Source organism: Asticcacaulis excentricus, assembly GCF_003966695.1.
GTDB lineage: Bacteria > Pseudomonadota > Alphaproteobacteria > Caulobacterales > Caulobacteraceae > Asticcacaulis > Asticcacaulis excentricus_A.
In genome coordinates this window covers 915,869-930,838 of the sequence record NZ_AP018827.1, presented here as the reverse complement: position 1 = coordinate 930,838, position 14,970 = coordinate 915,869, and the positions used below count along the sequence as shown (strand labels likewise).

Genomic DNA, 14,970 nt, shown 5'->3' with positions numbered 1-14,970 from the left:
TTACGTGGCCGTAATCGATGAGGTGGGGTGCATGACCTACAAACTTAAAGACGACTGCATTATTGACCAGACTGTTGAGCCTCCTGGCCGTTATTATTTGCGTGAAGTTGTGGACCCCTACTGCCTGGAGTACTGCGTTTCCCTTCTGAATGATGAGAAGCGCCGAGCTATTTTTGAGGCAATTGGACCAGAGGCCCTAACTGAGGGGTTGGAGCGGATCTACGCCGCCGCAGGATCGTTCGATGTGGGCGAAGCCGCGCAAACTGTTCGACTGGCGGAGTGGCATTTATACAATGCGCACTGGGCAAGCTGACAGGATTTTGTCATTACGCATGCATTCGGTAGTCTAGAGGCCCGGCTGAAGGTTTAGGCGACCTGCCTCCGCATCGGTGCGACGAAACCCTTCGCCCGCGGTATGAGATATAGTTGGGCTCAGGGACGCCCAGGTTTTCCTGCGGTGCGGCGACGCTCCGGGTTATGTCGTAACCGGAATCTAAAGGTCTCTCTCAGGGGATATAACAAGCGGACCCAATGCTTTCCAATTTGTTCCGGTTACCGCTTCGGCGAAGCGTTTGTTTGTTTCTGATGTCGAGGACCCGGATCCCTTCAATGGTTGTTGCATATTTTGGCCGAGAGTTGGTGGGATTGACCCGAAGATCCACAGAGCCCGGATATTAGTGAGGGCGTGGAAACAGGTGTCTTCAACAAAATATACAAGTCAGATTTTGAGGATGAATTCGGGCTTCAATGGATCGAAAAAGTCATTGTGTTGCATGATTCCGTGGAGTGAGATATCTGCGGTATTGGACGAATTGTCGTATCGCGACTCTTTTAAAATGGTCATGAGATGCAGGCACCAAATCAATTGAACAGGTTTGACGTTGTCCTGATCACCGGCCGGGTCGTTAGCCTGTCACGGCAGGAGGTGACATCCGTATTCCTTCACCCGTGGATACTGTTAACCTATTCGGCACTCTCGCTGATGACAGTAGCGATGAATCAACAACCCTGGACACAGGGCATGCCGCTTTGGCTGAGGGTAGCCATCTACGCCTTATCCAGCGTTGTCGGACTGTCTATCGCATGGATGACCCTCTTGGCGCTGTCCTGGGCGGTTTCCGGAAGGCTTTTGCGTAGAGTTCCTTCAATCATTTTTGATCTGACAGGCGCCTTTGCAAGCTTGTTTACCACCTACTGTTTGGCTATTTTTAATAATAGATCAGTAAATATTTTCAACCCCACAAGTTTATTCCTATATGTTTTCTACATATTTATAATCGTTCATGTCAGCATTGTTTTGTGGACGGTTTTTATTCCGAAAATTCTGCTTGAAATACGCTCTCGGGATTATTCTGTTGGGTCAATACCGATCGATGATGTCGTCAAGACCGATGAAGTGGCCCAAAACGAAGAAACCGTTGTTCCGGCGCAGAGCATTAAAGATGAAAAAAGAACAGTTGTGGTCGGCAACTCACGAATACCGCTTACCTCCATTCTGCACATTAGTGCCGAAGGTAACTACGTCAGGGTGCATACAAACCATTCGAATTATTTTGAGGCCGCGACCCTAAAAATGGTTCTCTCGCAGATCCCAGTCAGTCTCGGACTGCGTATTCACAGAAGCCATTGGGTATCCTATTCTGCTATCCATAGGGTTGACGTTGATGGCCGAAATTTGAAAATTACCCTGTCTTCGGGCGTAAAAGTGCCCGTATCGAGAAGCAACTTAGACTTGGTCAAAAAGCTGGTGCCGACGTTGCCCCCTGGAATTAATCCAGTTTAGAGTTGGCTCTGGCCCCTAATGACGTGATGGGGTGGACGGCTCCCGCTCCCGGCATCTAGGTGCCATACTGTGGCTGTCAAAGGTCACAACATTGGAGAGCCATCCATGAAAGAGGTTACCACGATCGGTCTTGATATTGCCAAGCATGTTTTCCAAGCCCATGGGATAGCGGCCGATGGGGCGGTTGTTTTTCGACGAAAGTTACGTCGAAACGAGGTTGGAGCCTTTTTCGCAGGGCTTCCATCCTGCCTAATCGGTATTGAAGCGTGCGCTACAGCTCATTTCTGGGCGCGGCAACTGATTGATTTGGGCCACCAAGTCAAACTCATTCCGGCAGCTTATGTGAAGCCTTACGTGAAGCGACAAAAGAATGATGCCGCTGATGCCGAAGCCATATGCGAGGCAGTCACTCGGCCGACGATGCGCTTTGTGCCGGTGAAGACCGAGGAACAGCAAAGCGTGCTGATGCTTCACCGCGTCCGCGAACTCCTCATTCGGCAACGGACTATGCTTGTAAACGCCCTTAGGGGGCACCTTGCCGAACTTGGGCTCGTGACCCAGCTGGGTGCCCGCGGCGTTGATATGCTGTTAGCCTTAGTGGAAGACGAAGACCACGACATGATCACCACAGTCGCTCGTACAGCCTTACTCCCGATCGCCCAACAATTGCGGGACCTGGACCTGCAGGTTGGCGAGGTGGATAAGCAGATATTGGCTTGGCACCGGTCGAATGATCTCAGCCAAAGGCTTGAGACTATACCCGGGATTGGCCCGATTACGGCCAGCGCTATCGCCGCTACGGTAGCTGATGCATCTTTGTTCAAATCGGGCCGGCAGCTTGCCGCCTGGCTTGGCCTTGTGCCGCGTCAAAACTCGTCTGGAGGAAAAGAGCGGCTTGGCAAAATCACCAAGCAGGGCGATCCCTATATCCGACGATTGCTGGTCGTGGGTGCGGCGGCCGTCTTGCGATTTAGCAAAAGCGCAAAATCGACGACAGCGGCGTGGGGTGCTGGAATGTTGTCTCGAAAACCGTACACCGTAGTGGCCGTTGCTATGGCCAACAAGATGGCGCGCATTGCCTGGGCGCTCATGGTGAACGGAACACGCTTTAACGGAATGACCGCGTAGGCCACCTGCGCAGGTTCAGCGAATTGGTGAGGTGCTGATGGTGTGATGAATGCGGTCGATACCGAGATTGGAAAAACCCGTCGTTGGGAGCTGGCGCAAAAAAAGCGCGATGACGTGTCTGGGATCCAATCTGCGGAATACATCAGGGCCAGCGGCAATGAACGGCCGCATCAAAAGGCCGGACACATGCCTGCACCCGACCGATATCAATACACCAAAATCTTCTTGCCAATAGGGAGCCGTCCACACATGCTCCCCATTTCTTGGCCTGTAGATCGGCGTCAAAAGAGAGACCACGGTAATTTCAATAACCATATGATTTCGATGAGATATTTGGAATGCCTGGGTCCCGATCGGCACCGATCGGGACCCAGGCATTCCAGAGTTTACTGTTGCAAATCTGGCGGTTAAAACGGGATGAGGACGTCCCGGAGTGGACGCCGATACACACAGCTTTTATACGGATTTCGCCTTCGGGGCCATAACCCCATGTGTTGGGACATTTTGTCCAATCGATGTTGCGCTCAGGGACCGCTACCCGGCGCAGCATCGACAATGGATGACCAAAATGAAGCGCGTACTTTTCATAACAGCCTGCCTTTTTCCCCTGATCGCGACGTCGGCTCTGGCGCAGTCTGATCCGGAGACAGTGCCTCAGGATACGCGATTCAATGTGGGGCAGGCCGAGGAGGTGATTGTCGCGGCCCGGCGCACCACGATCCGATCGCGCCTCTATACCTCAGTGGATGTCTTGTCTGCCAAGGCGATTGAGGCCGAAACGGTGGAGAATAGCTGGGCGCTTTTTGGCAGACTGCCGGGCGTTCTACTGACGGATTTCGGACAAGGCACCTCGTCTGGGCGGTTTTCGATCCGGGGTTTCAATGGTGAGGGCGAACTCAATGCCGTCAAGCTGTTGATTGATGGTGTGCCGTCAAACACCAATGATGGTGCCATCACCTTTATAGACAGTGTGTTCCCTCTGGAAATCACAGCCGCAGAACTCGTGCGAGGGACGGTTGATCCGCGCTACGGACTAAATAACATCGCCGGTAACGCCAGTCTCACGACGCGCTCAGGCGGCGACTATCGCCTGGCCCGGATCACTGTGGGCAGCTTCTCTACGCAAGAGGTGCAGACGGCCTTAGGGATACAGTCCGGCGCCCTGACCCAAAACTACGCGCTCAACTGGCGACAATCAGACGGCTTCCGGGATCACGCGCATATGGAGCGTAAAGGTGCGTCTGCCAAACTGGGCTATACGACCCCTTCGGGGGCGAGCCATCTGTGGGTGTCGGGACGCTACTACACCGTTACGGCTGATGAACCGGGGTATCTGACGGGCGCAGATGCGCGGACCAGACCGCAACTCTCCTACGGGATTTCCCAAACAGACGGCGATGAGCGGACCCTGTCTCAGATTATTGTGGGCTATGACGGCGCTATTGGCGAGAACCTGACGACAGAGGTGCGGGCCTATCACAATCGGTTCGATGACACCCGCTACATCCGTTTCTCTGCTTCAGCCTCGCAACAGGAACGTATCGCGAGCGAAAAGCAGTCGGGCGTCACGGCGCGCGTGCTGCTGACGGTACCGGTGCAGGGCTGGCAGGCGGTTACCCTTGAGGCGGGGGCAGACCTCCAGACTCAGGACGTGATCAGCCAGCGTTATCTGACCGTGCAACGCTCAAGAACCTCGCAAACGCGCAATCAGGCCTATGGACTGGATACCTATGGTGCCTATATTCAGGCGGTTCTGGAGCCAACGTCTCGACTGCGCATCGTTCCGGCCGTCCGTCTGGATCAGATCAGGGGTGGCTATTACGATTACCGCAGTGGGGTCGCGGCCCCGGTCAATGATTATGGCACGATCTCTCAGCCCAAGTTGAGCGTGAGTTATGCGATTTCACCGCAGGTTCTGGGCTATGCCAACTGGGGACGCACGTTCCAGATCGGCGTTGGATCGGGCAGCTATCTTATCCCACCGCGCACCGTTGATCTCGAACCGTCTATCAATGAAGGGTGGGAAGCCGGTCTGAAATTTAGCCATAAGGCCGTCAACGGTCGTATTGCCGTCTGGCAACAGGAGGCCACCGGTGAGGTCAAGCGCAAGCTGAATGATCCCTTGGGCGACTCGGAAAATCTGGGTGCCACCCGACGCGAAGGTGTCGATGTTCAGGTATCGGCGAAGGTGACGCCCACGCTCAGTCTGTGGGGGGCACTGGCCTGGCAGAAGGCAAAGATCATTACACCAGACCCGGCAGTGCCCGCGGCGCTCGGCAAGACGATTGATCATGTGCCGGCACATATTTACACGCTCGGGGTCGACTGGCAGGCCACATCAAAACTGTTGGTGTCCCTGGCCGGAAATGCTCAGGATAGCTATTATCTCGAGCAAACCAATACAACCGGTCGCTTTGGTGCCTATTCAAAGGTGAATGCCACTGTGGTGTACGCACTGACCTCCAGGATTGACGTTCAGGCCGAGGTGAAGAACCTGACGGATGCCTATTCCGAATATGTGTGGTGGGACGGGAGCCAAACCTTGCATTCTCCGGCGGATCCCCGCGCGGCCTACCTTTCGCTTCGACTTAAGTACTGACTCGAATGAGAGGTGGACTGAGGCGTTTGCACAGGTGGTTGGGTCTGACGGTCGGTGGGTTTCTGCTGCTGTTGGGCCTGACCGGTATGGTCCTGAGCTTTTATGTCGAGATAGATGCCACCGCGCACGCCTCCTTGCGAGCCGTGCCCACACACGCAAGACCAGACAGTTACGAGGCGGTCTATCAAACCCTCCGCAAAGCCGAACCAGACCGGGCGGGGCCATGGCGCATTGAAGTGCCTCAAGCCGGCGGGGTTATCTCTGCCCGGTACTATAAGCCTATTGAGACTCAGGATCGGGCCTTTGCGCCCCTCATCGTCTGGGTCGATCCGACCCGCATGGAGGTCGTCCGCACCGCTGTATGGGGCCGCTTCTTTGTCACATTTGTCTATGACCTGCATTATCACCTGCTCATTGATGGCCCAGGTAAGGTAATCGTCGCATCTGTGGGGCTAATCGGCATCTGTCTGATCCTCGCCGGTCTATGGCTCTGGTGGCCCCGCAAAGGGCGATTGAAGGCCAGCCTTCAAATCAATCAGCCGTATCACTGGATACGCACTTCGTTTGAATGGCATCGGCTCATGGGGGTAATGGGGGCTGCTTTTTTACTGCTCTTCTGCGTGACCGGCAGCCTCCTGGCTGCACCGGAATGGTTCCGTCCGGGGCTGAATGCGCTTGCACCGACATTTAAGGCACCCGACCTCACACCCTATGCGCAAGTGCCCACGCGGATAACCGTCGATGACGCCATGCGCACCGCCGCTAAAGTGTTTCCAACGGCGCGCATCCGCTGGATTGAGACGCCGGGTGAGGGTGCCGGGACCTACCGGATCATCATGGCACAGCGCTTTGAACCGTCTCAGCGCTTTCCGCGAACGACGGTCTGGTTGAGGGCCGACACAGGCGAGGTCATTGCCACTCGCAACCCCGCCCATGACAGCGCCTCAGATATCATTCTGAACTGGCTACATCCCCTCCATACCGGTGAGGCCTTTGGACTTTTTGGGCGCCTCGTAGTCATGTTTGCAGGCCTGTTCCCGATCCTTCTGTTTGCAACGGGTCTGACCCGCTACCTGATCCGGCGCATGCACTCGTAGATGCCCAGCACCAGCGTGTGCCTCGGTCAGATTAGACCGCCTATTCTATGCAGCGAGCATTTCTTCCTTACACAATTAAATACGCAGTGGTAGGAATAAGATGTTTGCTAAGTCCATAATAACAATGGGAAAAGTCTGGCTGCGTCAGTAGCCTGGGTCGTTTTCAGCCTCACGCGTGAGCTTGCAGAACAAGGCCCCTAAGGCCGCGGCACCGACGCCAATGGACAGGCATTCCACTTCACACGTTTCAGTCTCACAGAGAGGTCACCATGAAGCCCGAAACCCTCGCCATTCACCACGGCTATAAGCCCGAAGCGCCGCAGCGTTCGGCGGCTGTTCCCATCTATCAGACGACATCCTACACGTTCGATGATACCCAGCACGGGGCTGACCTGTTTGATCTGAAAGTCGCCGGCAACATCTACACGCGGATCATGAACCCCACTACCGCCGTTCTGGAGCAGCGGGTGGCCGAACTGGAGGGCGGTGTGGCCGGGCTTTGCGTCAGTTCGGGCATGGCGGCCATTACCTATGCGATTGAGGCGATTACCGATGCCGGCGACAACATCGTCTCCGTCAGCCAGCTTTATGGGGGCACCTATAATCTTTTCGTCCATACCTTTCCGCGTCAGGGGATTGAGGTGCGGCTGTTCGATGCCGATGACTTCGATGCCCTTGACCGTCTGATTGATGAAAAGACCAAGGCGGTCTTCATCGAGTCCATTGGTAATCCGGCGGGTAACATCGTGGATATTCGCCGCGTCAGTGAGATTGCCCATCGGCACGGTGTGCCGGTTATCGTCGATAACACGGTGGCGACGCCCTTCCTATGCCGGCCTTTTGATTTCGGGGCCGATATTGTTGTGCACTCCCTGACAAAATACATCGGTGGCCACGGCAATGCTATTGGGGGCATAATCGTCGACTCTGGACGGTTCGACTGGGTGAAAGAAAAGGCCCGCTTCAAGTGTCTGAACGAACCAGACCCGTCCTATCATGGCGTTGTCTACACAGAGGCTCTGGGGCCGGCGGCCTATATTGGTCGCTGCCGCGTGGTTCCGCTGCGTAATAAGGGCGCGGCTCTGTCGCCCCACAATGCGTTTCTCATCCTTTCGGGACTAGAAACCCTTGGGCTGCGTATCGAAAGGCATTGCGCCAATGCGCAGGCGGTCGCCGAGTATCTCACCAAGCATCCGGGTGTCGCCTGGGTCAATTACGCCGGGCTGAAAGACAATCGCTATAAGGCTTTGGCTGAGGTCTACACCAAGGGTCAGGGGTCGGGCATTGTGTCCTTTGGCCTCAAGGGCGGGCGCGAAGCCGGGGCCCGCTTCATCGACGCCTTGCAGCTTATCTACCGACTGGTGAATATCGGGGATGCCAAGTCGCTCGCCTGCCATCCAGCCTCCACGACACACCGTCAGTTGAACGCTGAGGAACTGGCCAAGGCCGGGGTTTCAGAAGATCTTGTGCGGTTGTCGATTGGCATCGAACATGTCGACGACATTATCGCCGACATTGATCAGGCTCTTAACCGCGCGGCCGGGTAAACGGCAGATGCGATAACGGTGAAAGGACATTCCGTCCCATGGGGCGGAATGTCCAATGACACTTTGTCCAGTTCTCACAAGCCTCTTAAAGGGATACGCCGCCGTCTACACTGACTGCGGGGCTCTCCATTTATGACTTCACGACCGACTTTTGCAGGACCTTCCAATCTTTGGCTTTGGTTCGCCTCACGTCGACATCGCGTGACTTTGATCAATGTCTCATTGTTCGCGCTCGTCGTAATCTTTTCGGGCAATAAACCCTTCTCGACGGCGGTCGCGGTGGCGGCTCTGGCCTTGTCAGCGGTCTATTGTTTCTGGCAGGCCCTAAAAGCGACGTTTCATAATCTGTTCGATCTGCATCCTTTCCAGTCGCTACTTATCTGGGTGCCTGGCGCATCAGCACTGACCCTCGCATCACGTGCGTTGTGGTTCGCCAAAGAGCACGAGCCGTTCTCGTTACCCTTTTCGCTCCTGATGTTCTTTTATGGTCTGCAACTCGCCTGGCTCACCATCTCCGGGGCTGAGTTGAAAGCCGTGGAAGGTCGCCTCCCTGAATTCTTCGAAAAGACGTAAAATCGAGTTTCCGGGTTTTCCGCTGGCTATAGAGGTCACTTGGAGAGATCGGAAGAGTAACCGCCTCCCAGATCCTTTGTAGGGAAATGCCCGGCCGTGGTGGCCGGGCACTGGCTCATTTCTTTATGGCATCGGCATAACGGTCAGATACGGCCTTCCAGTTGACGATCTGCCAGAAGGCGTCGAGATAGTCGGCGCGCTTGTTTTGATACTTCAGATAATAGGCGTGCTCCCAAAGATCGTTACCGAGGATTGGCGTGCCCTTAACCTCGGCGACGTCCATCAGCGGATTGTCCTGATTGGGTGTGGAGGTGATGGCCAGTTTGCCGTCCTTCCCGACAATCAGCCAGGCCCACCCCGATCCGAAACGGCCGGTTCCGGCTTTCTTGAATTCCGCTTTGAAGGCGTCGAGTGAACCCCATTGATCCGCAATCGCCTTAGCCAGTGCCGGAGACGGCTGGCCGGACTGCGCCGCAGGGGTCAGGGTTTGCCAGAAGAAACTGTGGTTCCAGTGTCCGCCGGCATTATTGCGCACCACCATAGGGAGGCTACCAGCGCCAGCCAGAAGCTCTGCTAGCGATTTCCCCTTAAGCGCGGGGGTCTCGTTTATGGCTTTGTTGAGCGTATCGACATAGGCCTTGTGATGGCGATCGTGATGGATGGTCATGGTTTCGGCATCAATGGCCGGTTCCAGCGCATTTGCCGCATAGGGCAGGGTGGGCAGGGTAAAGGCCGCATCAGCGGAGGTCGCGGAGATGGATTGCGCGCGTACTCCTGTTGGCACGGTGGTCGTCGCCAGCAGGGCGAGGGCGGTAGCGAAAGCCATGGACTTCATGATCGATCCTTTCAAGAGCGGTGATGGGCGACAACAGATGTCGGATCGGAGATAGAAATTCGATAAGGGTCAGGTCGTCGGGTGAGCGAAATATCTATACGTCAGGAGGCAGGACCGGGATTGGACACTTTGTCCATGGCTCCTCTCAGTTTTTGTCTGCGGGCACCGTCTAAGTGACGGGCGAGAGAAGGAATGTCACGCTACTCAAAAGCGGAGGTCATGAAACGGGACAAAATGTCCAAGTTCTTTGGGACGCACCAACGGCTACGAGCGTGAGCATATCTTTCGCTGATGCCGGGAAACCTAATGAAAACCCATCTCTTGATGACCGCGGCCATGGCCGCCCTGTCGACCCCTGTTGTCTCTCAGGCGGCCGAGGCGGGTGAGGTAACAACCGAGGTCGTGGTGACCGGCCGTAAGCTTTTACCGGCCCGTACAACCGAAGCAAACCGGACAGCGATCCCGAACCTCCTTACACCTCAGGCTATTCAGGTTGTGCCCGTTGAGGTTCTTCAGGACCAGCAGGTGTTCACCCTGTCTGATGCCACGCGCAATGTGTCGGGCGTCACAACAGATTTCGGCTTTAATGGCCTGACGCAGCCTTTGCTGGTTCTGCGGGGCTTTCCGTCAACCTCGATGACAGCGTTTGGCTCGATGCTGGGGGCCTCCAACTATTACCTCGACGGCACACGGGTCTCAGGCCTGCCGGTTAACATGACCAACGTTCAGGCGGTGGAGGTCTTGAAAGGCCCGAACTCGGTCCTGTTTGGCCGCGGCGAGCCCGGCGGGGTTGTGAACGTGGTCACCAAGTCTCTGCGCGCCATGCCGGGTCTCGAATTCGCGCAGACCCTGGGTGAATATGGCCTGTCCTCGACCTCCCTGAATGGCGGCGGGGCCGTCACTGACGATAAGACGCTTTTGGTGGGCGGTTCCGCCAGCTATTACACCACAGACTCGGTGCGTGACTTCGTCGAGGAAAAGCTGGCCTCGGTCGGGTTGAAAGTTCAATGGCAGGCTTCGCCCAACACGACGGTGTCCGCTTCGGCGGATTATCTCGATCATCGCTACCGCAATGACTACGGTATCCCGGCGATCGGCAATACCGTCGCCAACCTGCCTTTGCACACGCAGTTCAACAATGCACCAGAACTCTCGCACATCGAAAGCCGCGTCCTGCGCTTCGAAGTCGCTCATCGGCTCTCGGATAACTGGAGCCTGAAGGCCAAAGCCATCAGCTTTGATGCCGACATGCGCGAGGTCGATATCACACCCTATCGTATGGATATGGCCATGTCGGGTGCCTGCGATGGGGACGGGAACCCCTTGTGCCGGTACTATTACTATGCGCGTCCCGACGGCTCCAATTCGATGGGACAGTATGCGCTCGACCTGACCGGTAAGATCACCGCGGGCAAGGTCACCCACAATCTGCTGATCAGTGCTGATGCCTATCGCGCGAAAAAGAAAGGCATTACGCTCTTCTCCGCCATCGGCGGCGTGGATATCTACAATCCTGTCTTCACCAACACGCCCAAGCTCGGCGACACGGTCGTTCTCGATGCGCTGGACTATGTGGACTACAACAACTGGCAAGGGCTCAGTGTTCAGGATCAGATCGATTTCGGCAACGGGCTGAATCTGGTTCTGGCGGTGCGCCACGATAAGGCAGAAGCGGGGTATATTCTCCCCGGTGTGACGACCAATACGGTTGAGTACACCTCGCCAAGGGCCGGTCTTGTCTGGTCGTTTTCGCCCAACCAGACCCTCTATGCGCAGGCCCAGTCATCTCTCGCCGCCAATAATGGTCGTGATATGCTGGGCAAGGCCGTCGATCCCGAAACCGCGAAACAGACCGAGATCGGTTACAAATATCAGGCCCCGGATGGAAAGCTCTCAGCCACCGTTGCCCTCTACGAACTGATCAAGAAAAACCGGGCTGACTTCACGCTCTACTATGTGACGGGCGAGATCCTGACGACCGGTGAAGCGCGCTCCCGCGGGCTGGAAGTCGATGTCATTGGTGAAGTGACGCCCGCCCTGTCGCTGATTGCCTCCTACGCCTACACAGATACCGAGGTCACGCAGGACGCCAACTATCAGGGCAAGGCGCTGGCCAATGTGCCCGAGCACGCTGCCAGCCTCTGGGCCACCTACAGTGTTTCGGAGAAATGGCGTGTTGGGGCAGGGCTCTTCTATCAGGGTGACCGTTATGGCGACATTGGCAACACCTTTGTCATGCCGGCCTACACGCGGGTCGATGCCATGGTATCGCGGGCCTTCGAGGTCAGTGGCAAGGCCGCGCTTATCCAGCTCAACGTCAATAACCTCTTCGATGAGCGCTATTACACCGGATCGCATCAGTTTGTGCAGGACTGGGTACAGCCGGGCGCACCGCGCACGGCCTCTGTGACCTTGCGTCTGGCCTATTAAGGGGGCAGCCATGTCGATCAGTCGTCGAGATATGATGGGTATAGCCTCTATGCTGGCGAGCCTGGGCGTTATGGCACCTATGGCCAACGCTCAGGAGGCTGACGCGGCTCAGAGCCATGAGCAGATGATGGCGGCCATTCCCGAACTGAAGCTGCTCGGCAACGAAAAGATTGCCATGCTGGTTTACCCCAAGTTCACGGCGCTTGATCTCATCGGGCCCCAATACTTCTTCTCGCAGTTGATGGGGGCAAAGGTCGATATCCTCACGATGGAGGATAAGGTCGCGCCCGTCATGACAGACACGGGTGTGGCCATTCTGCCCACCAAAACACTGGCCTCCGCCAGACCGAATTATGACGTCATTTTTGTACCCGGGGGGGACGACCGGTACCCTGCGCGCCATGGAAGACCCACAGGTGCTGTCGTTCCTGAAAAACAGCGCGGAAAAGGCGAAATTCATCACCAGCACCTGTACCGGCTCGCTTGTTCTGGCCGCCGCCGGGCTCCTGAAGGGCAAGACCTGCACAGGGCACTGGGCGGCACGTCAGTCGCTTGAGGCCTTCGGAGGGCGTCCGGTCGATGCCCGCGTTGTGGTTGACGGTCAGATGGTCACCGGGGCCGGTGTTTCGGCGGGTATCGACATGGCCATAACGGTAACGCGGTTGCTGCGCGGTGACGCCTACGCTCAGGGGCTGATGCTGATGGCTGAATACGCCCCGGAACCGCCCATACCGGGGGGTACGCCTCAGACGACCGAGCCCCGGATGCGTAAGATGATCACGGACATGCTGGCGCCAATGGATGCCAAGGCCCGCGCCATTGCGGCCAAATCCCCCGTCTGAGACACGCTTTCTGGATAGATATAGACTCATGAAACCCTTCTTTCTGACCTCGACGGCCATCGCGCTTCTGGCTTCAGCCCTTCCTGCCATCGCGGAAACAACAGAGAATGCCCCTGTTACAGAGGTCATCGTCCGCGGCGCGTCATCCAATCTGGCCGCCGGTGCCCCCGCTCCGGACCAGAAGGTACCGTTCTCAACCTCAAGCGTTGATATTGAAACGGTAGATATTCAGGGCGGTCTGACGCTCAATGATGCCCTTCGCAACGTTCCTGGCGCACAGCCCGATTTCAGCTTCACCGGTGTGCACTCACCCGTCTTTATGCTCAGGGGTGCGATCGCCGACTCCGGGACGGGCAACAGCCGGGTCATGCGTGATGGCGTGCGTCTGAGCAATTACGGGTACGCCAGCGCCTTCGTTGAACGGCTGGATGTGGTCCGCGGTGCTGGGGCCTTGACGGCGGTGCGCACGGAGCCGGGCGGCAGTGTGAACGTCGTGACCAAAACGCCGCAACCCCGCACCTTCGCGTCCGCCTACGCCCAGGTCGGCTCTCACAATCAGGGCGAGGCCTATCTGGACGGCAACCTCGTTTTGTCTGCGCAAAATGAACTGGCCACCCGCCTTATTCTGACGCGATCCACATCGAGCGAATGGCGCGACGCGAAGGACAAACTCAACGGTTTGAAGTGGTCGATCTCCAAGAGCCATGCCGATCTCTACCGCGTGCTGTTTGACTTTGAAGCCACCGATCAGACCTACGAGCCGGATTTCGGGGTGCCGGGCATAAATGGTCGTCCGGCAAAGGTTCCACTCACCTTGCAACTTGGCGAGCCATTTGCGCCGTCAACCCTCAATAATCGCATCTATACCCTTCAGGGCGATCTCAGGCTGTCTAAAAACTGGCAAGTATCGACGCGCCTCCTGCACGCGGACGGTCATCAGACCTCTATTCGTAACTCCGTGTTTTCGGCGGTCGCTGGCCAGCCCGGCGTCTATACCCGCGCCACGGCCTATGAACCCTATGGGAAGCGCGATACCGATAGTGCTCAGCTATCGCTGACTGGAACCGAAACCTTCGGTGGCGTGGCTCATAATCTCTTTTTGGGCCTCGATTATCAAACCGAAGAGCTCGCCCTTCTGTCTCTGCGGGTCCCGGCCGCCAACTCCCCCAATATCAATATCTTCGCACCGGTGTTTGGGCTTGTGACCGCGCCATCGGGAACGCTGACCGCCACTTCGACCCGTATGGATGTAACAACGAAGAGCCTCACCTTACAGGATCGGATTGATCTGGGCCGGCTCGGTCTGGTGCTTGGTCTGCAATATGTTGATCAGGATTTTCTTTACGGGACGACGGGCGTGCTTCCGGTTCAGGAAGATCGTGTCAACCCAAAGCTCGGTGTGACCTACGAGGTAAGTTCAAACCATGCGGTTTTTGGGTCCTATTCTGAAGGCATGGCACCGAACCAGGCGACCTCCAAGCTCAACCAGTCCTTGCCCTCGCGTATCTCCAAACAGTGGGAAGCCGGATGGAAGGGGCGCTTCCTGGACGGTCGCTTCACGGGCAGCGCAGCGGCGTACCAACTGGATCAGAGCAATTTGCTCGCCGATGATCCCTCAACGGCCTATGCGTTTGACAAGACGCTGGCCGGGGAGGGGCGCTCGCGGGGGATCGAACTGGCAGCAAATGGGGAAATCAGCAACAGTCTTCGGCTTGACCTCGCCTACGGTCTGACCGAGGCGAAATATACCCGCAACAGTGAACTGGCTGGCAAATCGGTCGCCAATACCGCGCGCCATACCCTTAGCGTTTTTGTGACCCATGACTGGAACGCCTTCGCCTATACGGGTTTGGGTCTGTATGGGCAGTCAAAGCGCTTCGCCGACAGCCAGAACACTATCGAACTGCCGGCCTATGCCCGTGTCGATCTGACTCAAGGGTTCCGTATGGAGATGGCTGGAAACCCAGTGAGGCTCCAAGTCAATATCCGCAACCTGCTTGATAAAGACTACTATGTCGCCAGCCACCTCCACGTTTCCCGCTACATCCTGCCCGCCGAGGGGCGTAGCGTCAGTCTGTCACTCAAACTGGACTTCTGACCCCTGCCGAAAGGAACACTCATGTCTTTTGCAAAATC

Annotated in this window: 12 protein-coding genes and 1 pseudogene; 11 read left to right on the top strand and 2 right to left on the bottom strand. The window is 56.6% G+C overall.

What is annotated here, in order from left to right:
• The first annotated feature begins 31 nt into the window (after positions 1–31).
• The 3 genes from EM6_RS04235 to EM6_RS04225 all read left to right on the top strand — a co-directional run bounded on the left by EM6_RS04235 (position 32) and on the right by EM6_RS04225 (position 2,911).
• The gene (locus EM6_RS04235) at positions 32–313 is read left to right on the top strand and encodes a hypothetical protein (RefSeq protein WP_126420474.1); all 282 of its coding nucleotides are present in this window, start codon (positions 32–34) and stop codon (positions 311–313) included.
• A gap of 534 nt (positions 314–847) precedes the next feature.
• Entirely contained in the window at positions 848–1,783 is a 936-nt protein-coding gene (locus tag EM6_RS04230) for a LytTR family DNA-binding domain-containing protein (protein ID WP_126420473.1), read from the top strand.
• 105 nt (positions 1,784–1,888) lie between these two features.
• Positions 1,889–2,911, top strand: coding sequence for an IS110 family transposase (locus tag EM6_RS04225; RefSeq protein WP_126420472.1), 1,023 nt, complete (start codon positions 1,889–1,891; stop codon positions 2,909–2,911).
• Between the two features lie 15 nt (positions 2,912–2,926).
• Here the strand turns inward: EM6_RS04225 and EM6_RS04220 are convergent, their stop codons facing one another.
• Entirely contained in the window at positions 2,927–3,226 is a 300-nt protein-coding gene (locus EM6_RS04220; protein ID WP_126420471.1) for a hypothetical protein, read from the bottom strand.
• Between the two features lie 253 nt (positions 3,227–3,479).
• On the opposite strand from EM6_RS04220, the gene EM6_RS04215 reads away from it, so the two are divergent.
• The 4 genes from EM6_RS04215 (at position 3,480) to EM6_RS04200 (ending at position 8,727) form a co-directional block, all read left to right on the top strand.
• The gene (locus EM6_RS04215) at positions 3,480–5,510 is read left to right on the top strand and encodes a TonB-dependent receptor (protein ID WP_126420470.1); all 2,031 of its coding nucleotides are present in this window, start codon (positions 3,480–3,482) and stop codon (positions 5,508–5,510) included.
• Between the two features lie 38 nt (positions 5,511–5,548).
• Complete coding sequence (locus EM6_RS04210; RefSeq protein ID WP_172961129.1) at positions 5,549–6,607, top strand: PepSY-associated TM helix domain-containing protein; 1,059 nt, start codon at positions 5,549–5,551, stop codon at positions 6,605–6,607.
• Positions 6,608–6,876: 269 nt separating this feature from the next.
• Positions 6,877–8,154, top strand: a complete 1,278-nt coding sequence (locus EM6_RS04205) for an O-acetylhomoserine aminocarboxypropyltransferase/cysteine synthase family protein (protein ID WP_126420468.1) — start codon at positions 6,877–6,879, stop codon at positions 8,152–8,154.
• A 132-nt stretch (positions 8,155–8,286) separates the two neighbouring features.
• Positions 8,287–8,727 (top strand): hypothetical protein, encoded by a 441-nt coding sequence (locus EM6_RS04200; protein WP_126420467.1) that lies wholly within the window; start codon positions 8,287–8,289, stop codon positions 8,725–8,727.
• 115 nt (positions 8,728–8,842) lie between these two features.
• Here the strand turns inward: EM6_RS04200 and EM6_RS04195 are convergent, their stop codons facing one another.
• A complete protein-coding gene (locus EM6_RS04195; RefSeq protein WP_232037089.1) occupies positions 8,843–9,562 on the bottom strand; it encodes a superoxide dismutase in 720 nt (239 codons plus the stop codon).
• A 306-nt stretch (positions 9,563–9,868) separates the two neighbouring features.
• Between EM6_RS04195 and EM6_RS04190 the strand changes: the two genes are divergently transcribed.
• The 4 genes and pseudogenes from EM6_RS04190 to EM6_RS04180 all read left to right on the top strand — a co-directional run bounded on the left by EM6_RS04190 (position 9,869) and on the right by EM6_RS04180 (position 14,932).
• Entirely contained in the window at positions 9,869–11,992 is a 2,124-nt protein-coding gene (locus EM6_RS04190; protein ID WP_172961128.1) for a TonB-dependent siderophore receptor, read from the top strand.
• Between the two features lie 10 nt (positions 11,993–12,002).
• A pseudogene (locus EM6_RS17725) lies at positions 12,003–12,317 on the top strand (DJ-1/PfpI family protein); the annotation flags it as partial.
• Between the two features lie 28 nt (positions 12,318–12,345).
• Positions 12,346–12,834 (top strand): DJ-1/PfpI family protein, encoded by a 489-nt coding sequence (locus tag EM6_RS04185; protein ID WP_126420465.1) that lies wholly within the window; start codon positions 12,346–12,348, stop codon positions 12,832–12,834.
• 28 nt (positions 12,835–12,862) lie between these two features.
• Positions 12,863–14,932: a TonB-dependent receptor gene (locus EM6_RS04180; RefSeq protein ID WP_172961127.1), complete on the top strand. Its 2,070-nt coding sequence runs from the start codon at positions 12,863–12,865 to the stop codon at positions 14,930–14,932.
• Positions 14,933–14,970 lie beyond the last annotated feature (38 nt).